The organism is Paraburkholderia sp. A1BS-2L (assembly GCF_051125205.1).
GTDB lineage: Bacteria > Pseudomonadota > Gammaproteobacteria > Burkholderiales > Burkholderiaceae > Paraburkholderia.
In genome coordinates, this window is the sequence record NZ_CP120428.1 from 2,512,214 (window position 1) to 2,533,637 (window position 21,424).

General features: G+C 64.0%; 28 protein-coding genes, 1 tRNA gene and 1 riboswitch. Of the genes, 16 read left to right on the forward strand and 13 right to left on the reverse strand.

The features are described from left to right. Positions 1-207: 207 nt before the first annotated feature. Positions 208-480: a 30S ribosomal protein S20 gene (rpsT, locus tag P5W98_RS11410; protein WP_035522092.1), complete on the forward strand. Its 273-nt coding sequence runs from the start codon at positions 208-210 to the stop codon at positions 478-480. A 162-nt stretch (positions 481-642) separates the two neighbouring features. On the opposite strand, the gene P5W98_RS11415 is transcribed toward rpsT, so the two are convergent. Further along, entirely contained in the window at positions 643-990 is a 348-nt protein-coding gene (locus P5W98_RS11415) for a DUF3579 domain-containing protein (RefSeq protein ID WP_421024623.1), read from the reverse strand. 535 nt (positions 991-1,525) lie between these two features. Here P5W98_RS11415 and argF point away from each other — a divergent pair. Then, positions 1,526-2,455, forward strand: a complete 930-nt coding sequence (gene argF / locus P5W98_RS11420; RefSeq protein WP_421024624.1) for an ornithine carbamoyltransferase — start codon at positions 1,526-1,528, stop codon at positions 2,453-2,455. 68 nt (positions 2,456-2,523) lie between these two features. Here the strand turns inward: argF and P5W98_RS11425 are convergent, their stop codons facing one another. Further along, positions 2,524-3,339 (reverse strand): IclR family transcriptional regulator, encoded by an 816-nt coding sequence (locus P5W98_RS11425; protein WP_421024625.1) that lies wholly within the window; start codon positions 3,337-3,339, stop codon positions 2,524-2,526. A gap of 104 nt (positions 3,340-3,443) precedes the next feature. Here P5W98_RS11425 and P5W98_RS11430 point away from each other — a divergent pair, with 104 nt between their 5' ends. Beyond that, complete coding sequence (locus tag P5W98_RS11430; protein ID WP_421024626.1) at positions 3,444-4,634, forward strand: acyl-CoA dehydrogenase; 1,191 nt, start codon at positions 3,444-3,446, stop codon at positions 4,632-4,634. Positions 4,635-4,750: 116 nt separating this feature from the next. On the opposite strand, the gene P5W98_RS11435 is transcribed toward P5W98_RS11430, so the two are convergent. Then, positions 4,751-5,389: a peroxiredoxin gene (locus P5W98_RS11435; protein ID WP_421024627.1), complete on the reverse strand. Its 639-nt coding sequence runs from the start codon at positions 5,387-5,389 to the stop codon at positions 4,751-4,753. A gap of 348 nt (positions 5,390-5,737) precedes the next feature. Between P5W98_RS11435 and P5W98_RS11440 the strand changes: the two genes are divergently transcribed. From P5W98_RS11440 to P5W98_RS11450, 3 genes are all read left to right on the forward strand, one after another. Beyond that, positions 5,738-6,040, forward strand: coding sequence for a DUF883 family protein (locus P5W98_RS11440; protein ID WP_028220165.1), 303 nt, complete (start codon positions 5,738-5,740; stop codon positions 6,038-6,040). A gap of 158 nt (positions 6,041-6,198) precedes the next feature. Further along, the gene (locus P5W98_RS11445) at positions 6,199-6,585 is read left to right on the forward strand and encodes a phage holin family protein (protein ID WP_421024628.1); all 387 of its coding nucleotides are present in this window, start codon (positions 6,199-6,201) and stop codon (positions 6,583-6,585) included. Between the two features lie 36 nt (positions 6,586-6,621). Beyond that, a complete protein-coding gene (locus P5W98_RS11450; protein WP_421024629.1) occupies positions 6,622-7,092 on the forward strand; it encodes a DUF3318 domain-containing protein in 471 nt (156 codons plus the stop codon). A gap of 8 nt (positions 7,093-7,100) precedes the next feature. Here the strand turns inward: P5W98_RS11450 and P5W98_RS11455 are convergent, their stop codons facing one another. The 7 genes from P5W98_RS11455 to glyA form a co-directional block, all read right to left on the reverse strand. Then, positions 7,101-7,541, reverse strand: coding sequence for a type IV pilin protein (locus P5W98_RS11455; RefSeq protein ID WP_421024630.1), 441 nt, complete (start codon positions 7,539-7,541; stop codon positions 7,101-7,103). A 20-nt stretch (positions 7,542-7,561) separates the two neighbouring features. Then, entirely contained in the window at positions 7,562-8,029 is a 468-nt protein-coding gene (locus tag P5W98_RS11460) for a pilus assembly PilX family protein (protein ID WP_421024631.1), read from the reverse strand. 53 nt (positions 8,030-8,082) lie between these two features. Further along, positions 8,083-8,880 carry a PilW family protein gene (locus P5W98_RS11465; protein WP_421024632.1) on the reverse strand — a complete coding sequence of 266 codons (798 nt, stop codon included), beginning with the start codon at positions 8,878-8,880 and terminating at the stop codon, positions 8,083-8,085. Beyond that, the gene (locus P5W98_RS11470; RefSeq protein WP_421024633.1) at positions 8,877-9,275 is read right to left on the reverse strand and encodes a hypothetical protein; all 399 of its coding nucleotides are present in this window, start codon (positions 9,273-9,275) and stop codon (positions 8,877-8,879) included. The genes P5W98_RS11465 and P5W98_RS11470 overlap by 4 nt, the downstream gene beginning before the upstream one ends. Before the next feature lie 47 nt (positions 9,276-9,322). Beyond that, on the reverse strand, positions 9,323-9,859 hold the full coding sequence (locus tag P5W98_RS11475) for a GspH/FimT family pseudopilin (RefSeq protein WP_421024634.1): 537 nt from the start codon (positions 9,857-9,859) through the stop codon (positions 9,323-9,325). Between the two features lie 210 nt (positions 9,860-10,069). Continuing rightward, positions 10,070-10,552, reverse strand: coding sequence for a transcriptional regulator NrdR (nrdR, locus tag P5W98_RS11480; protein ID WP_035522065.1), 483 nt, complete (start codon positions 10,550-10,552; stop codon positions 10,070-10,072). A gap of 18 nt (positions 10,553-10,570) precedes the next feature. Then, a complete protein-coding gene (glyA, locus tag P5W98_RS11485) occupies positions 10,571-11,818 on the reverse strand; it encodes a serine hydroxymethyltransferase (protein ID WP_421024635.1) in 1,248 nt (415 codons plus the stop codon). A 175-nt stretch (positions 11,819-11,993) separates the two neighbouring features. Next, a riboswitch (ZMP/ZTP riboswitch) is annotated at positions 11,994-12,170 on the reverse strand. Between the two features lie 209 nt (positions 12,171-12,379). Between glyA and ydfG the strand changes: the two genes are divergently transcribed. From ydfG to P5W98_RS11535, 10 genes are all read left to right on the forward strand, one after another. Continuing rightward, a complete protein-coding gene (ydfG, locus tag P5W98_RS11490) occupies positions 12,380-13,126 on the forward strand; it encodes a bifunctional NADP-dependent 3-hydroxy acid dehydrogenase/3-hydroxypropionate dehydrogenase YdfG (RefSeq protein WP_421024636.1) in 747 nt (248 codons plus the stop codon). Between the two features lie 63 nt (positions 13,127-13,189). Further along, complete coding sequence (ybgC, locus tag P5W98_RS11495; RefSeq protein WP_421024637.1) at positions 13,190-13,684, forward strand: tol-pal system-associated acyl-CoA thioesterase; 495 nt, start codon at positions 13,190-13,192, stop codon at positions 13,682-13,684. Between the two features lie 154 nt (positions 13,685-13,838). Further along, a complete protein-coding gene (tolQ, locus tag P5W98_RS11500) occupies positions 13,839-14,516 on the forward strand; it encodes a protein TolQ (RefSeq protein ID WP_213299831.1) in 678 nt (225 codons plus the stop codon). A 28-nt stretch (positions 14,517-14,544) separates the two neighbouring features. After that, the gene (gene tolR / locus P5W98_RS11505) at positions 14,545-14,991 is read left to right on the forward strand and encodes a protein TolR (RefSeq protein ID WP_421024638.1); all 447 of its coding nucleotides are present in this window, start codon (positions 14,545-14,547) and stop codon (positions 14,989-14,991) included. Then, positions 14,988-15,974: a cell envelope integrity protein TolA gene (gene tolA / locus P5W98_RS11510; protein WP_421024639.1), complete on the forward strand. Its 987-nt coding sequence runs from the start codon at positions 14,988-14,990 to the stop codon at positions 15,972-15,974. Before tolR ends, tolA begins: the two co-directional genes overlap by 4 nt. 125 nt (positions 15,975-16,099) lie before the next feature. Further along, positions 16,100-17,392, forward strand: coding sequence for a Tol-Pal system beta propeller repeat protein TolB (gene tolB / locus P5W98_RS11515; RefSeq protein ID WP_421024640.1), 1,293 nt, complete (start codon positions 16,100-16,102; stop codon positions 17,390-17,392). A gap of 18 nt (positions 17,393-17,410) precedes the next feature. Next, entirely contained in the window at positions 17,411-17,917 is a 507-nt protein-coding gene (gene pal / locus P5W98_RS11520) for a peptidoglycan-associated lipoprotein Pal (RefSeq protein ID WP_421024641.1), read from the forward strand. A gap of 23 nt (positions 17,918-17,940) precedes the next feature. After that, the gene (ybgF, locus tag P5W98_RS11525; protein ID WP_421024642.1) at positions 17,941-18,690 is read left to right on the forward strand and encodes a tol-pal system protein YbgF; all 750 of its coding nucleotides are present in this window, start codon (positions 17,941-17,943) and stop codon (positions 18,688-18,690) included. A gap of 64 nt (positions 18,691-18,754) precedes the next feature. Continuing rightward, positions 18,755-18,830, forward strand: a tRNA-Lys gene (locus P5W98_RS11530). A 93-nt stretch (positions 18,831-18,923) separates the two neighbouring features. Then, a complete protein-coding gene (locus tag P5W98_RS11535; protein ID WP_421024643.1) occupies positions 18,924-19,367 on the forward strand; it encodes a BspC domain-containing protein in 444 nt (147 codons plus the stop codon). Positions 19,368-19,459: 92 nt separating this feature from the next. Here the strand turns inward: P5W98_RS11535 and P5W98_RS11540 are convergent, their stop codons facing one another. The 3 genes from P5W98_RS11540 to P5W98_RS11550 all read right to left on the reverse strand — a co-directional run bounded on the left by P5W98_RS11540 (position 19,460) and on the right by P5W98_RS11550 (position 21,367). Beyond that, on the reverse strand, positions 19,460-20,041 hold the full coding sequence (locus P5W98_RS11540) for a YceI family protein (RefSeq protein ID WP_421024644.1): 582 nt from the start codon (positions 20,039-20,041) through the stop codon (positions 19,460-19,462). Between the two features lie 87 nt (positions 20,042-20,128). Next, positions 20,129-20,716, reverse strand: coding sequence for a YceI family protein (locus tag P5W98_RS11545; protein WP_421024645.1), 588 nt, complete (start codon positions 20,714-20,716; stop codon positions 20,129-20,131). 66 nt (positions 20,717-20,782) lie between these two features. Beyond that, positions 20,783-21,367, reverse strand: coding sequence for a cytochrome b (locus tag P5W98_RS11550; protein WP_421025260.1), 585 nt, complete (start codon positions 21,365-21,367; stop codon positions 20,783-20,785). Between the last annotated feature and the right edge of the window lie 57 nt (positions 21,368-21,424).

Sequence of the window (21,424 nt, forward strand, 5' to 3'; positions counted from 1 at the left end):
TCTTGGAAAGGGAGCGTTGAGCGGTCTGCGTTTCAGGCCCTCTTTGCGCTTTGGCACAAAAGACGCGGCTGGCAAGCTGGATCAATGCCGGCAAATACCGTTTTGTGCTTTCGGGCAATCACCCGGAAGTTCAAATCCAGGCAAGGAGCGTCGCTCTGCCCGACCCGGAGTCGGCGAGCTGAAGCTCTCGAAACATAAGGAACCAACATGGCAAATTCCGCACAAGCACGCAAGCGCGCCCGTCAGGCCGCTAAGGCAAACTCGCACAACTCGGCGCTGCGCTCGAAGTTCCGCACCGCTATCAAGGCTGTCCGCAAGGCGATCGACGCTGGCGACAAGGCAAAGGCTGCAGAAGTCCTGAAGGCCTCGGCAAAGACGCTCGACATCATCTCGGACAAGAAGATCGTTCACAAGAACAAGGCTGCTCGCCATAAGAGCCGCCTCGCAGCTGCCGTCAAGGCAATGCAAGCTGCGCAATAAAGCGCAGACAAGAGTCGGACCGTCCGCCACGGCGGGCGCTTTCTGATTCCGCTGCACAAAAAAACCCGCTTCGGCGGGTTTTTTATTGCTGCAATTCCGGCGACGCCTGCGCCACTGCGCGGCGCAGGCGCAAAAAAACCCGCCGCAGCGGGTGGGTGCGATTCAGCGGCTGCCGCCCTGCTGTGTCGCGTGATCCTGCGGCAACTCGCAGGCCTCGGTCACCACCAGATCGTTGTCCTTGGCGAAATTCATCACGAAGTTGAAAGCCATCGGCTCGACGTCCTTCAAGCGCGAATCCAGCACCACGACCTTGAGGTCGCCGATCATGGTCGGCCGCACGTACAGCGAATAGCGCAGATAAGCGTTCGGCCCGCGCGCATTGGCGGGCGCCTTCGGGCCAAAACTCGACATCACCCCCGCCAGGCGCTCGGACCAGTCGCTCGGGCGAAACTTTTTCCCCGTACTGGTGATGCCTTGAATAAAGTATTCGGTTGGAGCGTCGTCGGCCATGTAGGGTACCTGTATGACTGCGCGGAGCCGCGGTAACGCGGTGCGCTTATGCGGCTGAAACGAGAGCACGAGCACGCCGCTCCGCGCTTGTCCCGCAGAGCGCCAGCCGCGGGCGGTTCGCCCGATAGCCGCGTGCAAATACAGTCCGATGGAGAGGGGAGAAGCCGGTCGCGCACCCCGACCGGCGCGGCGCCGCATCGCATGTGCAGCGCGCTTTCCGGCCAGCGCACAGGCCGCTCCCGCGAGCCCCGCGTCTTGCGCGTCGAGCCCGCTGTCGTGCCTGAAAAATCTTTGAGATTATAGCGCAGCAGCACTTTTGACGCACTGCACATAGGACAGCGGGCCGGGGGCCGCGTTGCGCATTGCCCTGGCTTTCTTCCATGGCGCCGAAGTCCACCTGGCCCCGCCCCCGCCTTCCGGCCGACTCGTCAAAGTCCGCAAAATCCTTTATGCTGCATTGACTTACCACCAACCGCAGCGGCGTCGCCGGCTCCAACCTGCAGTTCGAGGCCGGATCAGGCGCCGTTTTCGTTTCATGACCTCCCGGACCATTCGCCATTACCTGCAGTTCAAGGATTTCTCCCTTGACGATTATGAATATGTGCTGGAGCGCGCGCGCATCCTGAAGCGCAAGTTCAAGAACTACGAGACCTATCATCCGCTGCACGACCGCACGCTCGCGATGATCTTCGAGAAGAGCTCCACGCGCACGCGTCTGTCTTTCGAAGCCGGCATCTTCCAGCTTGGCGGTCACGCCGTGTTCATGAACACGCGCGACACGCAGCTCGGCCGCGGCGAGCCCATCGAGGATTCGGCGCAGGTGATCTCGCGCATGGTGGACATCATCATGATCCGCACGTTCGGCCAGGACATCATCCGTCGCTTTGCCGAAAGTTCGCGCGTGCCGGTCATCAACGGTCTCACGAACGAGTACCACCCCTGCCAGGTGCTGGCCGACATCTTTACGTACTACGAGCATCGTGGCCCGATCCGCGGTAAGACCGTGGCGTGGGTGGGCGACGCCAACAACATGCTCTACACGTGGATCGAAGCCGCGCAGATCCTCGACTTCAAGCTGCGCATCTCCACGCCGCCGGGCTACCCGCTCGATCCTGCTCTGGTCGCGCCGGAAAGCGCGCCGTACTACGCGGTCTTCGACGACCCGAACGAGGCCTGCGCGGGCGCCGACCTCGTCACCACGGACGTCTGGACCAGCATGGGCTTCGAAGCGGAAAACGAGGCGCGCATGAAGGCCTTCGCCGACTGGTGCGTGGATGCAGAAATGATGGCGCGCGCCAACCCCGACGCCCTGTTCATGCACTGCCTGCCCGCACACCGCGGCGAGGAAGTGAGCGCCGAGGTGATCGACGGCCCGCAAAGCGTGGTCTGGGACGAGGCGGAAAACCGCCTGCACGTCCAGAAGGCGCTGATGGAGTTCTTGCTGCTCGGCCGCCTGAATCACTAAGCCGGCCCTCCGCATCATGTAAAAAGCCGACCCTCGGGTCGGCTTTTTTTCGTCCATGGCGGCGCGCGTCAGACCGTCTCGCCGAGCCTGCGCGCCAGCAACTTCAGCAGCGGCGCCACGCGCTCGCGAAACACTTCCGGCCCCATCGACGAAGCGGGCCCGCTGCAACTGAGCACCAGCCAGCGCCGCTCGCGCGGCTCGCGAAACGGCACTGCTACGGCGTTGACATCGTCGTGCCAGTCGCGAAACGAATAGCAGACGCCCTCCTTCGCGAAAACCTCGATCTCCCGCTTCGCCGCCGCAACCTGCGCGGGGCCGTCAGCACCCGCGGCCTTTTCCAGTTCGGCGAACAGCGCCTTACGCACCTCGGGCGGCTGCACCGCCAGATATGCGCGCCCCATGGAGCTCGTCAGCATCGACAGGCGCGAGCCCGATGCAAGACCCAGCGTAAGCGCCGTCTCGCTGCGGATCGTGTCCAGATAGATCACGTCGAGGCCGTCGCGACATCCTAGCGACACCGCCGCCCCCACCTCGCGCGCGAACACGCGCATATGCGGGCGCGCGAGTTCGAGCGTGTCCGTGCCGGAAAGCAACGCAAACCCCAGCGACAGCACGCCGGCGTCGAGCGCATATTTGCCGAGTAATTCGTCGAAGCGCAAATAGCCGAGCACCGTAAGCGTATAGGCGAGCCGGTTGACGGTTGCCTTCGGCAAGCCAGTGCGCTCGACGAAATCGCGGTTGCCGAGCAGCGTTTCACCGGGCCGGAAAGCACGCAGCAGTTCGAGCCCGCGCGCGAGCGCCACGACGAATTTGCGCTCGTCGATCGGGCCCTCCGCCAGCGCGGAAGAAAGCGATGAAGACGTGTTCATTTCAGATGCAGACATGAGCGAGCTGGTGATACACTAAGGTGAATTTGCAAAACATTGTTCCGCATAGCGGAACTTCAGTCAAGCGCAAATTGTCCATTTCGAGATTTTGGAGAGACACCATGGCCGCACATGCCCAGTTTCATTGGGAAGATCCTCTGCTGCTCGACCAGCAGCTCACCGAAGACGAGCGCATGGTGCGCGACGCCGCCGCCGCCTACGCGCAGGACAAGCTCGCGCCGCGCGTGCTGGAAGCGTTCCGCCACGAAAAGACCGACGCTTCGATCTTCCGCGAAATGGGCGAAGTCGGCCTGCTCGGTCCGACCATCCCCGAGCAATATGGCGGCCCGGGCTTGAACTATGTGGCTTACGGCCTGATCGCACGCGAAGTGGAGCGTGTCGACTCGGGCTATCGCTCGATGATGTCAGTGCAGTCGTCGCTCGTGATGGTGCCGATCCACGAATTCGGCTCGGAAGCGCAAAAGCAGAAGTACCTGCCGAAGCTCGCGAGCGGCGAGTGGATCGGCTGCTTCGGCTTGACCGAACCGAATCACGGCTCCGATCCGGGCAGCATGGTCACGCGCGCGAAGAAGGTGAACGGCGGCTACTCGCTCTCGGGCGCCAAGATGTGGATCACGAATTCGCCCATCGCCGATGTGTTTGTCGTCTGGGCAAAGCTCGAAGAAGACGGCAAGGACGAGATCCGCGGCTTCATCCTCGAGAAAGGCTGGAAGGGCCTCTCGGCGCCGGCGATCCACGGCAAGGTGGGCCTGCGCGCGTCGATCACCGGTGAAATCGTGCTCGACGAGGTGTTCGTGCCGGAAGAGAACATCATGCCCGGCGTGAAGGGCCTGCGTGGACCGTTCACGTGCCTGAATTCGGCCCGTTACGGCATCGCCTGGGGCGCGCTCGGCGCGGCTGAGGCCTGCTGGCACACGGCGCGCCAGTACGTGCTCGACCGCAAGCAGTTCGGCCGCCCGCTCGCGGCCAACCAGCTGATCCAGAAAAAGCTCGCCGACATGCAGACCGAAATCACGCTCGGCCTGCAAGGCTGCCTGCGCCTCGGCCGCATGAAGGACGAGGGCACGGCGGCGGTCGAGATCACCTCGATCATGAAGCGCAACTCGTGCGGCAAGTCGCTCGACATCGCGCGCCTCGCGCGCGACATGCTGGGCGGCAACGGCATCTCCGACGAGTTCGGAGTGGCGCGCCATCTCGTGAACCTCGAGGTGGTGAACACCTACGAAGGCACGCACGACATCCACGCCCTGATCCTGGGCCGCGCGCAAACGGGCATTCAGGCGTTCTTCTAAAACGCCCCTCCCCGCAGCCGTTGGCGTATGAAAAAAGCGCCGCGCGAATCGACTCGCGCGGCGCTCTTTCATTTTGGTGCCGCGCGTTCGGTGATCGGCACGGCCAGGCCTGTACGTTACTTGTTCGGTTGCGGCGTCAGGCGCAGATAAGGACGCAGCGCCTTGTAGCCCTTCGGAAACTTCTGCTTGAGCACCTCTTCGTCCTTCAGCGACGGGACGATCACGACATCGTCGCCGTGCTTCCAGTTGCCGGGCGTCGCGACCTGATAGTTGTCGGTGAGCTGAAGCGAATCGATCACGCGCAGCACTTCGTCGAAATTGCGGCCCGTGCTCGCCGGATACGTGATGATGAGGCGCACTTTCTTGTTCGGATCGATCACGAAGAGCGAGCGCACCGTGAGCGTCTCGTTCGCGTTCGGATGGATCATGTCGTACAGCGTGGACACCTTGCGGTCGCCGTCCGCGAGAATCGGAAAACCGACGCTCACCGCCTGCGTCTCGTTGATGTCCTTGATCCACTCGTTGTGCGATTCCGCGCTATCGACCGAAAGCGCGATCGTCTTGACGTTGCGCTTCTCGAACTCGTCCTTGAGCTTCGCGGTCAGGCCCAGCTCGGTTGTGCAGACCGGCGTGAAATCGGCCGGATGCGAGAACAGCACGCCCCAGCTGTTGCCGAGCCAGTCATGAAACTTGATGCGGCCAACGCTCGAATCCTGCTCGAAGTCGGGTGCAATATCGCCAAGACGCAGACTCATGGTGCGGTTTCCTTTGAACGAGGTGGGCGGTCCGTTACCTGCATCGGCGCATCGCCCGTTGATCCAGTGAACATTTACAAGATAGAAGCATACAGGGCACGCTCATGCCCGGCGAACGAACATCGGGTCAGACCGATATGAGTTTTGGTAATTTTGGCCATGATCGTGGCAACTCGCGGAAACTTTACGTTCCAGATCAACTCCATATTTGTCTTATCGTGGCGGCTGTTACGCTCCTCCCTCAGGAATAAATCGTGCGGGAGCTAGCGGGCGGCGGCCGGCCACGCTTGCCAGCGCGCGTATCTTTGTTACGATTCACGCGTGGTATGACACGATGGGAGTTAGTCAATGTCAGAGGTCAATAAGGAGAGGCTGATGTCGGATATCAAAACCGTCCTCGCGGATGCGGAGGACTTGCTCAAGCAAGCGGCGAGCGCCACCGGCGAACGCGCTTCCGAGCTTCGCGAAACGGCCCTCACGCGCCTGAAGCAAGCCAAGGAAAAGGCGGCCGACGTTCAGGTCGTTGTGGTGGAGAAAGGCAAGAAAGCGGCGCGCGCCACTGACGATTACGTGCACGAACACCCGTGGACGTCGATCGGCATCGCCGCCGGCGTGGGCGTGCTCGTGGGCCTGCTGATCAACCGCAAGTAAGACGCGGCGCATAGCCGCAGCGGGCGGCCCACGCAAGGCCGCACCCCACGCCAAACCACAAGCTGGCAGGCCGGTGCGCTGCACCGGCCTGTCTTTTCTGGGCGCTTTTTTTCGCGCATTCGCCTCGCGCACGCGCGTGGGCGCCAACCGCATTCGCCATGACGACAGACACCCAATCGCAGCGACACGAACATGGAGCGGCGCGCCGCCTTCTCAGCTCCGCGTTCGCGATGCTTCATACGCGGCTCGAGCTGATCGGCATCGAACTGGCAGAGGAGAAGGAACGCCTGCTCGGCATGCTCCTCCTCGGACTCGCGGCGATGCTGCTGGGGACCATGGCGCTGATCGCGCTGACCGCGCTCGTCGCGATCGCTTTCTGGGACACCTGGCGCTGGCAGGCGCTCGCCGGGATCACGGCCTTCTATGCGCTCGGTGCGCTCTTCTGCGGGCTGAAGGCGCGCAATGTCCTGCGCAACGCGCCGCCGGTATTCCAGGCGACGCTCGAAGAATTCGAAAAGGATCGTGAAATCCTTCGCAAGCCCTAGCCCCCGCCCGCCACCCGCCTGCCGCGAATCGAAACCATGAGCCAACCCCGATCGGACAATGCCTTTCGCCCTTCTCGCACGCGTAGCCGCGAGCTTTCGACACCGCAGCTGCGAGCCTTGCGCAAGGAGCTGCTGATCGTGCGCGCGAGCGTCGAGCGCGCCGAAATGGCTGCTTCGGTTGTCGAATTGCGCGAAACCATCACGCACTTTAGCTGGCTGCGCTTTCTCGTGCCGGGTTTCGGCAACGTTGGCGCGAGTCGCGCGGGCGCCGGATTCGGCAATCTGCTCAAGCAGTATCCGCTCTTGAGCTCTCTCGCCTCGCTCGTGCTGGCCAAGCCGCTGCGCGATAGCGTCGCCTCGGCCGCCAGGCCGGTCGTTAAATGGGGCGGCCTGGCGCTCACGGCGTGGGAGGCCTGGCGTATTTGGCAACAGGTGCGTCGCCAGCGCGGCGCGCCCGCCGGCAGCGCACGACGCTACGCGTCCGAAGAAGACGACATCACCGGCTGAGGCGCCGCTCAACGCCCGCTCCAGCAATCGCGCGCTCCGGGAGCCGCCGCAAGCGCGGCCGCATCCGCACCCGGCATCTGATTGCCGCGCGAGCCATTTGCATCGAGCACGAACGCCCCACACGGGTCATCGCGCATCGGGCCGCCCGGCACAGGCGCGGCCACAATGGTGTAACCGCCGTTCATTTCGTCCGCCGCCGAAAGTTTCAGCCGATAAACCGCCGCTCCCGCTGGCGGCGCCTGATCCATGCCCGCGGGCAATGAAGCCGGCAATGGGCTTAGCGCTTCGATGTATTGCGCGGCGCGATAGAGCGCCGCGACGGCGTCAATCCGATGCCCGCGCGCGAGCTGACTGCGCCAGCCTGGCAACGCGAAAGCCGCCACGATGGCCACTGCGGCCAGCGCAATGACCAGTTCCAGCAAGGTAAAAGCACGCTCACGGCGCGACATCTTTCTCCCCTTTATCGCCCTCAAAACGGCTGGGCAACGACACGCCGCCAATGGCGCTCGATGCGCATGCCCTCCACGACAAGCTGCATTTGCAACCAGCTTTGCGCATCGTCTGTAGCGCCGAACCCGCGCGCCGTGACAAGAAACGCTCGCACCGCCGGCCGCGCCTCGATACGCCACGCTTCAACGAGGCACTGCGGTGGCCTCGCGGAACCGGGCCACGACCCCACGGGTGTCGTGGCCCGCGCTTCGAACGCCTGCTGGCGTCGCCAGTCCTGCGGCTCGCCCGACTGCGCCGGAGTGGGGAGCGCTATCGTCGCGCCGTCGACCAGTGCGCGTGAACACAGAACAAGCGCTGCGTCGGCGGCGCGGAACGACTGCATCTGGTCGATGACGGCGCTGGTGTTGCGAACCGCGAATAGCACTCCCTCGAACCACGCTGCGGACGTGGCGAGCATCATCGAAACGATCAGCAAAACGACCGGCAACGCGGTGCCCCGCTGCCCCTGACGCCCACCCTGCGAACGCCGCGCCGCGCAGATCATGAGCCGGCCGCGAGCACATTGCGCAGCACAACGTGACGCCAGAACGCCTGCCGCGCGCGACCGTCGACGGCGCCGGCCGATACGCCTTCGCAATCGACGTAGCGCACGCGCTGCGCGAACGGCGCCCCGCGCACGAGCACGCATAGATCGACGGCGACGACCGAGGCCCACTGATCGTGCGAAATGGCAGCAGCATCCACGGCTTGCGCGGCGCCGGCCAGCCAGTAGCGCACACGCATGCGCTCGACGCCTTCCACGAGCGGCTGCGCCGTGCCGGCTTTACCTGAGCCCTCGCAGTAGAGCTCAGGCTCGCCGGTCGAGCCACTCGTTTTTGCATGAAAGCGGTTGAGCACCTCGGTCGGGGGCGGTCCGACCGCCTGCCCCAGGCAGTCGGTGACCTGACCATTCGCGGCAGGCCAGGTGGACTCGCCGTCGCCTCGATAGCGCACTTCGAAGCCATCCGAGCGATTCGGGAGCGCCTCGCACGTCAAACTCGCATGTGTGCCGGCAGGACGCCCAGCAGTGCAGCCAAAGATCGGTGGGCCAGCGAGCCCCTCTCGACCGTCGGCGCCCACGAACCCGGCCATCTGGATCTGCTCGCCCATGAGGATCAGCGCGTTCACGCCTGCGTCATGGATGCGGGCAGCGTCGATTGCGGCCGCGAACGCCTGGCGCTGCGAACGATATGCGGCCAGCGCGCCCGCGATCACAACGAGGCCGAGCGCCACGGCGATCGTGAATTCGAGCAGGGTGTGCCCGGCACCGGCGCGCAAGCGCAAGGAAACGCGCCTCATTGGACGAACGCGAGCGCGATGCAGGCTCGCCCCTGTGCCAGCCCGGCGCCGCCGGATTGGGCGTTTTCGCACCCATCAGCGGATGGCTGCGCGCGTGGCGCGGCCTCATCGCGCAAGGCGGCCCATGTCAGCACCACGAGCGAGGCCGTGTCCGCCGCGCTGGCCACGGTTGCGCGCCCCTCGGGCACGACGATAGCAGCACGCGCCTTCCATTGATCGCGAGGCGCGGTGCCTGTTTCCAGCGCAGCCTCGGCGATCGCGTCGGCGGCGAATGCGGCCCGCGCCCGCGCCGCAGCGACTAGCGCATGCCGCGCAAGACCGAGCTGCGCGCCCAGAAGGCCGAGTCCGCACATCGACATGAGCGCCATCGCCAGCGCGACTTCGAGCAAAGCCACACCGCGCCCGATACGCGGACCACGCCTAAAACCCTTGCTCCGCGCGCTCATGACGCCGCCCCGCATGCCCCGTCGCTCACGCGCGCACGCCCGCCCGCCGCCACGCGGATGCAGCGCCGCCATCCGGTGCCACGCATGGAAGGCGCGGCGGCGCGCGGCGCGATCTCGAAATTGCGCAAACTGCCGATCGTCTGCCCCGCGGGAGGCGTGAATGTGAGCGCCGTCAGGCCCGACGCCACAGCGATCTCATCGAGTGCCGGCTGCGCACGCAGCAACAACGACATACTCGCGCGCTCGGCCATCACGGCCCAGCCGCACGACCAATCGGCACGCCCGGACGGGCAGTTCTTCCCGGCTGCAAGACAGTGCCGGGCGGCGTCGATCCGGCACACGCTCACGCGCACCTTGCGCCGGATCGCCTCGCTGCGCGCATAAGAAAGCGTGCCGAGCAGTGCGTTCGCACGCGCGTCGACCTGGTCGCGCACGCGCCACGCTACGAACACGGGCGCGCTTGCGGTGGCGCACACGGCGAGCAGGACGATCACGACCATTGTCTCCATCAGCGTGAAGCCGGCGTATTTCATCTGCAATCCTTATCGTTGAGGAATTGCAGTCACTCTACGGAAGCACAGGAAACGGAACAATTAGCCGAACGGCCAGCTTATGTGCGCACGGCCTTCACGCGACACTACAACGGTCACGGGCAACGGCAGGGAGAGGAGGAAATGCGAGGAAGGAAAACGCGCAAGCGCTCGAAGGTAACGCGCAAGCGTTCAGAGGAATCGTGCGGGCGCTCAGCGCTTTTTGGGGGGCGTGGCAGCGCCGCTTGCGCGACGAAACTCTTCGATGACGTCCTCGAACTCGGAAACATCCTCGAAGCGCCGGTACACAGAGGCAAAACGCACGAACGCAACCGTGTCGAGCTCGCGCAGCTCCGCCATGACGAGCTCGCCAAGGCGCTCGCTGCGCACCTCGCGCTCGCCGCTGCCGAGCAGCTGATACTCGATGCGGGCGACCGCCGCGTCGATCGCGTCGGCAGCAACGGGCCGCTTGCGCAGCGCCAATTGCATGCTCGCCATGATCTTGCGGCGGTCGAATTCCGTGCGGCTGCCATCCTTCTTGACGACGGCTGGCATCGCCAGCTCGACCCGCTCGTACGTCGTGAAACGCTTGTCGCAGGCCGGGCAGCGGCGGCGGCGCCGGATTGCGGCACCGTCCTCGGACACGCGCGAATCAACGACTTGCGTGTCTTCGTGCCGGCAAAAAGGGCAGCGCATGATGCGTGGGTGTCCGGATCAGCGATAGACCGGGAAGCGCTTCGTCAGCTCGGCCACCTGCGCCTTCACGCGTTCGATGGTTGCGGCGTCTTCCGGGTTGTCCAGCACGTCGGCAATCAGGTTGCCCACCTGCTCGGCTTCCTTCACGCCGAAGCCGCGCGTGGTCATGGCCGGCGAGCCCAGGCGGATGCCGCTCGTCACGAACGGCTTTTCCGGGTCGTTCGGGATCGCGTTTTTGTTCACCGTGATGTGCGCGGCGCCCAGCGCGGCTTCAGCAGCCTTGCCGGTGATCTTCTTCGCGCGCAGGTCCACCAGCATCACGTGGCTTTCCGTGCGGCCCGAGACGATGCGCAGGCCGCGCTTGACCAGCGTTTCGGCCAGCACGCGCGCATTCTCGACCACCTGCTGCTGGTATTCCTTGAACGCCGGCGAGAGCGCTTCCTTGAACGCCACCGCCTTGCCCGCGATCACGTGCATGAGCGGGCCGCCCTGGATGCCCGGGAAGATCGCCGAGTTGATCTGCTTCTCGAATTCGGCCTTCATCAGGATCACGCCGCCGCGCGGGCCGCGCAGGCTCTTGTGCGTGGTCGTGGTGACGAAGTCGGCGAACGGCACCGGGTTCGGGTAGACGCCCGCAGCGATCAGGCCCGCGTAGTGAGCCATGTCGACCATCAGGTATGCGCCAACCGACTTGGCGATCTTTGCCAGACGCTCGAAGTCGATGCGCAGTGCGAATGCCGATGCACCCGCCACGATCAGCTTCGGCTTGTGCTCTTGCGCGAGCTTTTCGGCGGCGTCGTAATCGATGTCTTCGGCTTCGTTCAGGCCGTAGCTCACGACGTTGAACCACTTGCCCGACATGTTCACGGGCGAGCCGTGCGTGAGGTGGCCGCCGTGCGCGAGGCTCATGCCCATGATGGTGTCGCCGGGCTTGAGCATGGCGAAGAACACGCCCTGGTTGGCCTGCGAGCCCGAGTTCGGCTGGACGTTGGCGGCTTCGGCGCCAAACAGTTCCTTCACGCGGTCGATCGCGAGTTGCTCGACCACATCCACGTACTCGCAGCCACCGTAGTAGCGCTTGCCGGGATAGCCTTCGGCATACTTGTTGGTGAGCTGCGAACCCTGCGCGGCCATGACCGCGGGCGACGTGTAGTTCTCCGACGCGATGAGCTCGATGTGCTCTTCCTGGCGGCGGTTCTCGAGTTCGATCGCCTTGAAGAGTTCGGGATCGACGTTGGCGATGGTGCTTTCGGCTCTGTCAAACATACGGGTTCCGTTAAGTGTGTTCAGGTTGACCGGGTCTCGCGCGGAACGCGTAGCGGGTACGCGGCGCTGCTGGCGAAAAGGCCAGCCTTGACGTGGCGGAAGAAGGTGCCGCACACGCGAGGCAGGACAGCCACGGCCGGTAAAGGCCCAGCAGCGCTTGAAGAAGCGCACGATTTCTGGCTGCCCAGGCGAACGGCAAAACGGCACCCTGCGCTTCACGGTGGGTCGTTCCACCTTGAGCCCCCGTTCGAGCCGCGCCGCGCCAGACGCCGTGTCCAACACAAGCAGCTTAAAGGGCAATTATTACAGCGATTGCCATTCGGGGACCCTATCGCCAGTCACGCAGGGATTGAGCGCGTTAGTGTATTGGATGCGCCCGGAATAGGCAACCTGGCGGGCCGCTGCGGCGCGCGCCGCCTGTCGCGCCCGACGGGCCTGCGCGCGTCCTCCCCAAAGCCCGCCGCCGCCCGGCTCGCCGGTGTTCTGACGCTTCCTTGCCGCAGCACCGCATTACAAGTAGGCTCTCCCCTTTCTTCGCGTTCCACCGACCAGGGAGCAATCATGATCGTCTTCGTCACCGGCGCATCCGCAGGATTCGGCGCCGCCATCGCCCGAGCCTTTGTCAAGGGCGGGCACCGCGTCGTCGCCACGGCGCGCCGCAAGGACCGACTCGACGACCTCGCCACGGAGCTGGGAGACGCCCTCCTGCCGGTCGAGCTCGACGTGCGCGACCGCGCGGCCGTCGAGGCCGCGCCCGCCGCGCTGCCGCCCGAATTCGCCGACGTCGATGTGCTCGTCAACAACGCCGGCCTCGCGTTGGGTGTCGAACCCGCGCACAAAGCCGACCTCGACGACTGGGAGACCATGATCGATACCAACTGCACCGGTCTGGTGCGGGTGACGCGCGCGTTCCTGCCTGGCATGGTGGCGCGCAACCGAGGCCACATCGTCAATCTGGGCTCGACTGCAGGCAACTGGCCGTATGCGGGCGGCAACGTGTACGGCGCGAGCAAGGCCTTCGTGCACCAATTCAGCCTCAATCTGCGTGCGGACCTCGCCGGCACCGCGCTGCGCGTGACCGATATAGAGCCGGGCCTGTGCGGCGGCACGGAGTTCTCCAACGTGCGCTTTCGTGGGGACGAGACAAAAGCCGCCAATATGTATAAGGACGTGCAACCGCTCACCCCCGAGGACATCGCCGATTCCATCTACTGGGTCGCCACGCGCCCCGCGCACGTAAACATCAACAGGATCGAGCTGATGCCGGTCGCGCAGTCCTTTGCCGGCCTCAGCGTCCACCGCGGCTGAACCCTGCGTTTGCGCTTCGCCATCAGTCGTACGAACGGCGTGAGCGCAGCGCGTTCCGGTAGAATGCGCGGCATGGAAAGATCTACCCGCACTCCGGATGCGACCCCATCACAGGCCGCAGCCGGTTTTACCTGGCCGGTACGCGTCTATTACGAAGACACCGACGCAGGCGGCATCGTGTTTTATGCGAACTACCTGAAGTTCTTCGAACGCGCGCGCACCGAATGGCTGCGCGCGTGCGGCGTCGACCAGCGCAAGCTCGCGGAGGAGTCGGGCGAACTGTTCGTCGTGTGCAACACCACGCTCGACTACAAGTCGCCTGCCCGCCTCGACGACGTCGTGACGATCGTGACCCGGGTTGCCAAGCTGGGCCGCGTGTCGGTCGATTTCATGCAGAGCGCGTGGCGCGGCGACACGTTGTTAGTCAGCGGAAAGATTCGCGTTGCCTGCGTGAATGGTGCAGAAATGCGCCCTGCAGCCATTCCTGACCACGTTTTCGAAGCTTTGGAGCGTGGTATGAAGAAAGTCTTGCCGGCTGTGTCAACGGCGCCGCAGTAATTGTCGTTGATACGACGCCAGTGAACTCGCGTCGGTCGATTCAAGACCTGACTGGGTTTGGCTGCGGGGCGCGGCGTCTTTCCACTGACCTTTCGGAAAGATTTGCGTTGCCTTGCAGCCGCTCGCCCCTTCCGGGACGTAATCAAAAACCTCTATGAACACTACACAAGATCTGTCGATCCTTTCTCTCGTTCTTAATGCGAGCGTACTGGCACAGGCGGTGATGGGACTGCTCCTGTTGCTGTCCCTGATTTCCTGGACCTTCATCTTCCGCAAGTGGTTTGCCATCCGTCGCGCGCGCACGCAGACCGAGCTGTTCGAGCGCGAATTCTGGTCGGGCGGCGACCTGCAGGCGCTCTACCAGAGCGCGGCCAACAACCGTCACACGATCGGCGCACTCGAGCGTATCTTCGAGTCCGGCATGCGTGAATTCCTCAAGGCCAAGGAGAAGCGCCTGAACGATCCGAGCCTCGTGCTCGACGGCGCGCGTCGTGCCATGCGCGCAGCCTTCCAGCGCGAAATGGACGCGCTCGAGGCCAACCTCTCGTTTCTCGCGTCGGTGGGCTCGGTGAGCCCGTACATTGGTCTGTTCGGCACGGTCTGGGGGATCATGAACGCATTTCGCGGCCTCGCGAACGTGCAGCAGGCCACGCTCGCGAACGTCGCGCCCGGCATTGCCGAAGCGCTGACGGCCACCGCGATCGGTCTGTTCGCCGCCATCCCGGCAGTGGTCGCGTACAACAGCTACGCGCACGACATCGACCGCCTCGCGATCCGCTTCGAAACGTTCATCGAAGAATTTTCGAACATCCTGCAACGTCAGGCCCACTAATCTTCACCAGCTAGCCAAGGAGTCGAAGATGGGAGGCTCAATTCGTTCGAGCATGCGAGGCAGCCGCTCGCGCCGCGCGATGGCCGACATCAACGTCGTGCCGTATATCGACGTGATGCTGGTGCTGCTCGTGATTTTCATGGTGACGGCGCCGCTGGTCGCGCCGTCCATCGTCAATCTGCCCACTGTTGGCGGCGCAAGCCAGCAGCAGCAGACGCCGCCCGTCGTGGTCAATATTCGCCCCGACGGCAATCTGAGCGTACGCTACAAGGATGACTCCGGCGCCACGCAGCAGCAAAACATGTCGCGCGCCGACCTCAACGGCTTCGTCATGGAGCGCGAGCAAAGCCATCCGGACCAGCCCGTCGTGATCGCAGCCGACAAGTCCGTCAAGTATGAGACGGTGATGAACGTGATGTCCGACCTGAAGTCGCGCGGCGTCAAACGTGTCGGACTGCTCGTCAAATCGCAATGATCCGGAACAAAGATACGTATCCGCTGCAGCCTCCGCGCGAGCGAGGCACGGGACGTGCGCTCGCGCTCGCCGTGGTCATGCACGTGCTGCTCGGCTTGTTCCTCTACCACGGCATCCGCTGGCAGAACAGCACGCCGGCGGGTGAAGAGGCGGAACTCTGGACCGAGGTGCCCGACCTGTCGACGCCGCGGCCTCTGCCGCCGCCCGCACCGGTCGCCCCTGCCCCGCCTCCGCCGCAAACGGAAGAGGCCGACATCGCGCTGCAACAGTTAAAGCGCAAGCAGCAGCAAGAAGCGGCGCGCGAAGCTCAACTGGCCGAGCAGAAGCGCCTGAAGGCGCAGCAGGAAGCAGAGGCAAAGCGCCAGCAGCTCGCGGCCCAGCAGGCCGCACAGCTCGCCCTGCAGCAGAAGCAAGCGAAGCAACAGCAACAGCAGCAGCAGCAGCAAGCCGCCGCCGAAAAGCTCAAGCAACAGGAAGCGCTGAAGAAGCAGGCGCAGGAAGAGGCGCAAAAGCAGGCGAAGCTCGACGCGCAGAAGAAGGCCGACGCCGAAAAGGCCGCCAAGGCCAAGGCGCAAGCCGATGCACAGGCGAAAAAGCTCGACGCCGAGCGGCGCGCGCGCATCGCGCAGATGCAAGGCTCGATGGGCGGCGGCGCGGGCACGAGCGGCAACGGTCTCGCGAAAAGCGGCACCGGCAGCGGCTCGGGCGGCAACGCGGCTTCGCCGGGTTATGCGGACAAGGTGCGGCGTCGTGTGCGTCCGAACATCATCTGGGCCGGCGAGACAGCAGGCCTGGAAACCGAAATTTCGGTGCATTGCTCGCCAAGCGGCACGCTGCTTTCGGCCACCATCTCGCGCAGCAGTGGCAATTCGCAGTGGGACGACGCGGCGTTGCGCGCCGTGCAGCGCTCGGATCCCATGCCGGTCGACACGGATGGCAAAACGCCGTCGAACTTTAAAATTACCTTGCGCCCGGCAAGCTAAGGGCGCCCATCGGGGCACAAGGAAGCCGTCGCACGGCAGCGGATCAAGGAACGATTCGAACGTTTCCCGGTCTGTCTGCTGTTGCACGGTGTGACAGAAATCGCTTTTTCAGGAAACAGCACAGCATGAGTTTGATGACGAAGCTTGGCCTGCGAACTCTCGTCGCGTCTTGCCTGATTGCAGTCGGCGGCGCAGCGAACGCACAACTCAACGTCCTCGTCACCGGCGTGGGCTCCACCCAGTTCCCCATCGCCACGGCAAATTTCGCCGGCGAAGCGAACTCCCCGCAGCAAGTCGCCGCCATCGTGCGCGCCGACCTCGCTCGCAGCGGCAAATTCACCAACATCGACGCAGGCAGCGCCCCGGTCTCGGAAAGCGACTCGGTCGACCTCGGCAGTTGGAAGGCCAAGGGCGCTAACGCGTTCGTGGCGGGCAGCGTCAACAAGCTCGCCAACGGCCAGTACGAAGTGCGCTTCAAGCTGTATGACACGGTGAAAGGCGACAGCCTCGGCGGCCTCGTGCTGCAAAGCCCACCCAGCGGCCTGCGCATGAGCGCGCACAAGGTTGCGGACTATATCTATCAGAAGCTGTTCGGCGACCGCGGCGTGTTCGCCACGCGCCTGTCCTATGTGATCAAGACGGGTAACCGCTACCAGCTGCAGATTTCGGACTCCGACGGACAAGATGCGCACATCGCGCTCTCGAGCCCCGAGCCCATCATTTCTCCGGCCTGGTCGCCTGACGGCACCCGGGTCGCCTACGTTTCATTCGAAAAGAAAAAGCCCATCGTCTACGTACATGACCTGCCCACGGGGCGGCGCGTCATGATCTCCGACCAGAAGGGCAACAACTCGGCGCCGGCCTGGTCGCCGGACGGCCGCACGCTCGCCGTCGCACTGTCGCGCACGGGCAACACGCAGATCTTCGCCGTCAACGCCGACGGTTCCGGCCTGCGCCGCCTCACGCAAGGCACGACGATCGATACCGAACCCACCTTCTCTCCTGACGGACGCTGGATTTACTTCACGAGCGACCGCGGTGGCCAGCCGCAGATTTACAAGATGCCGGCCCAGGGCGAAAGCGCGGGCGCGGCACAACGCGTGACGTTCACCGGCAACTACAACACGAGCCCGAAGGTCAGCCCGGACGGCAAGGAGCTGGCATACATCTCGCGCACGGGCGGCGGGTTTAAGCTGTACATTCAAGATCTGCAGTCGGGCGTCTCCACGGCGCTCACTGACACGACACATGACGAATCGCCAAGCTTCGCGGCGAACGGTCAGTACATTCTTTACGCCACTCAGGTGAACGGCCGTGGCGTGCTGGCTGCTGTATCGACCGATGGTCGGACGCGGCAAGTTCTGTCCGTTCAGGGCGGCGTCGTACGCGAGCCGTCCTGGGGTCCTTTTATGCAATAACACTTCAGGAGAGAAAAAATGAAGTCGAATAAAGTCCGCCTGGCCCTGGCCGTCATGATGGTCGGTGCGCTGGCCGCATGTAAGTCGGGCGTCAAGACCGACAACGAAAACGCTGGCGCAATGAACACCCAGCCGAACCCGAACGCCGTTGCCCAGGTGAACGTCGACGAGCTGAACAACCCGAACAGCCCGCTCGCCAAGCGCAGCGTGTACTTCGACTTCGACAGCTACAGCGTCAAGGACGACTACCAGTCGCTGCTGCAAGCGCACGCTCAGTACCTGAAGACGCATCCGCAGCGTCACGTCCTGATCCAGGGCAACACCGACGAGCGCGGCTCGAGCGAGTACAACCTGGCGCTGGGCCAAAAGCGTGCTGAAGCTGTCCGCAAGGTCCTCGCGCTCGACGGCGTGGGCGATTCGCAAATGGAAGCTGTGAGCCTCGGCAAGGAAAAGCCGGTCGCGGCAGGCCACGACGAAGCATCGTGGTCGCAGAACCGCCGTGCTGACCTCGTGTACCAACAGTAATTGAGCATTGGATGAAGGGGCGTATGTCGCACCGTTTCTCCCTGCTGCGGGTAGCCGCAGCCGCCTGCGTAGCCGGAAGCGCGTTCGCGTCGCTGCCGGCTCACGCGGGTCTCTTCGATGACGATCAGGCGCGCCAGGCGATTCTCGACCTGCGCGCGAAAACGGACAATCTGTCTAGCCAGCTGTCCGCTGCCCAGCGCACGATCCTCGATCAGTCCAACCACCTCGACCAGCTCAACCAGCAGGTCGCGACGTTGCGCGGACAGAACGAGGACATGGCGAACCAGCTTGCCACCCTGCAGAAGCAACAGAAGGACTACTACACGGACCTGGATACGCGTCTCAAGAAGTTCGAGCCGCAGCAGCAAACCGTGGATGGCATGCAGGGCACCGTGCAACCCGGTGAGACGGAAGCGTTCAACGCCGCTTCGCAGCAGTTTCGCAACGGCGACTTCAAGCAGGCTGCATCGGCGTTCCGCAGCTTCATCTCGAAGTATCCGCAAAGCCCCTATCAGCCGACCGCGCAATATTGGCTCGGCAATGCGCTCTACGCGTTGAAGGACTACAAGGGGTCGACCGCGACGTGGCAGAACGTGGTCAAGAATTATCCGCAACATCCGCGCGCACCGGATGCGCTGCTGGCGATTGCGAACAATCAGATCGAGCAGGGGCAAAAGGCTGCTGCCAGGCGCACGCTCGAGCAGATCGTTTCGCAGTACAGCGGCTCGGAGGTGGCGCAGACGGCACAGAACAAGCTGTCACAGCTCAAGTAAGTGCCACTGCGCGAGCGCTGGTTGACACAAGCGGAAAGGCTCGCTATACTCCCGCTTCTCTTTTGGGTCGTTAGCTCAGCTGGTAGAGCAGCGGACTTTTAATCCGTTGGTCACTGGTTCGAATCCAGTACGGCCTACCAAAGAATAAAAAAGCCCAGTCCTCGTGACTGGGCTTTTTGCTTTGATGTGCCGCTTTTCGCAGTTCCCTTCCCCGTCGCACAGGCCATGTGATCATGAAGTTCTCGACTCTCGCCTGCGCCCTGCTCGCGCTGTTTCTGATCAGTCTGCGCGTCCAGGCGCAAATGCAAGCCCAGCCCGAAGACTACGAATACCTGCGCCGCCTTAGCGTGCCCGATGTCGTCATCAACTGCGTCGCCGCCCTCGACGAGTGGGTGCGCCAGGGCCAGCGCTACGATTCGCTGCTCGTGCCGGACCGCCGTGCGCTCACCGCGCATATCGAAACGCCCACACCCGATGGCGCCATCACACGCGTATCGTCTTCGGCCATGGCGCAAGCCTCGCCCATCGACACGCTCGTTCATCTGCGCGGCTTCGCCAAGGTGCGCGGCAAGTACGCCTGGGTGCCCGTGAAGGCAACCTGCGGCGTGTGGCATTCGCACATCGTCGATGTCGTGTTGAAGCCGCGACCAGCACACGCCGGCTCAGCCATCCAGTAAGTCCGATTGCACCTGCATTGCACGCGCGCATGAAAAAAGCCCGTGCGCATGACACGCACGGGCTTTCGCTTTAGCGCACCTTTGCGGCGCGCTTATTCCGCCTTGATGCCTTCAACCTGGATCTGCAGCGTCGTGGCCATCTTGAAGCCGTAGGCCTTGCCGTAGCTCACGCCGTAGTCGGCGCGATCGAATTCCGCGCTGGCGTCGGCGCCGCACACTTCACGCTTGAGCATCGGGTTCTGGAAGCATTTGAACGAATCGATCTTGAGGTTCAGCGGCTTCGTGACGCCGTGCAGCGTGAACGTGCCGATCACTTCGACCGGCTTGTCGCCGTCGAACTTGACCGACGTGCCCTTGTAGACGGCGGTGGGGTACTTGGCCGCGTCGAGCATTTCCGCCGAACTCACGTGCTTGTCGAGCGCCGGGTTGCCGGTCTCGATGGACGAAGCGTCGATGGTCACATCGACCGTGCCGGTCTTCGCCGCGCGGTCGAGCACGACGGTGCCCGAGCTCTTCGTGAACTTGCCGCGCCAGACCGAGACGCCGCCGAAGTGGTCGGCTTCGAAGCTCGGGAACGTGTGCAACGGGTCGAGGTTGTACGTCGTGGGCGTTGCGAACGCGGGCGTGGCGATGGCGGCGGCCAGCGCAGCGGCGGCAAAAAGAGTGGTTTTCATGAAAGCGTGGTCCTGATACGAATGAGTCGGCGAATACGGTACTAATAGACGCCGGATGAAATGGTTGAAACGAACAACCGGCGCGCGTCAGTGCGCGGCGGTCACGATGTGAAACTTGATCTGTACGTCGTCGGCGACGATCGACGTGTCCTTCCACTCGCCCGTGCCGACGCCGTAGGCGAGACGCTTGATGGGCAGTGCGCCGTCGAACACCTGGTTCGCGCCGTCCTTGTGGTACGTCACCGGCACGACAACGTCGGTCGTCTTGCCCCGGATCGTGAGCTTGCCCGCGGCCGTGAAGGCGCCGTTCGCGCCCGCCTTGATCTGCGTTGAAACGAACGTGGCGCGCGGGAAATGCGCGGCATCGAACCATTCGTCGCCGGCGACTTCCTTGTTGTAGTCGGGCGAGCCGAGGTCGAAGCTCGCCACCTCGACGTCGAGCTTCGCGCTCGATGCCGCGGCGTTGGCCGGGTCGAAATGCACGTCGGCGTTAAAGCGGCTGAAACGCCCTTCCACCGGCACGTTCATCTGCTTGAACACGGCCGAGACGGAGCTTTTCGCGGCTTCTGCAGCGGCATCCGCGCTGGTGGCGAACGAAGCGGTGAAAGCCGCGCCGGCGGCAAGCGCCACGCCGAGCGCGACGATGGAAACTTTGGAGGCGAGACGTTGGATCATGGGCAGAGTCGGTTCGCTGTGAGCGGTGAAAAGTCGATAAAGCGACGATGAAGCTGCACGCCGCGCTTAGCCGCGCGGCGTGCCGGGTTTGTCGGGTTTGCCGAACGAAGGCAGCATGCGCGCGAGGATATTCTGGCGATCGAGCCATTGATGCTTCATGACCGCCAGCACGTGCAGCACGACCACCGCGAGCAACGTGTAGTTGAGCGCGACGTGAACGATCCGCAGCGTGCCCTTGAGCGCCGTATCGGGGCCGATGATCGTGGGCAGCGGCCAGATGCCCAGGTACACGACCTGGATGCCCGCCGCCGAGCTATAGAGATAGCCGGTCACGGGAATCGCGATCATCAGCACGTAAAGCGCGAAGTGGCCCGCGTGCGCCGCGCCGCGCTCCCAGCCGTGCATGGAGCCGGGCAACGCGGGCGCGCGATGCGTCGCGCGCCACAGGAGGCGCACCAGCACGAGCGCGAGCACGGTCACGCCAATCCACTTGTGCCACGAGAAGTACCGCAACTTGGTGGGCGTGATGCCGGGGATATCGGTCATGATCCAGCCGAGTGCGAAGCCCCAGACGATCAGCGCGGCGACCAGCCAGTGCAGCAGCATGGCAACGCCGCTGTAGCGGCCAGTGGACTTGACGGAGCGATTCATCGGCATGGACATACTCAACAAGGAAGGGCGCACTTTAACTGGCGTAAGCTATTCAAA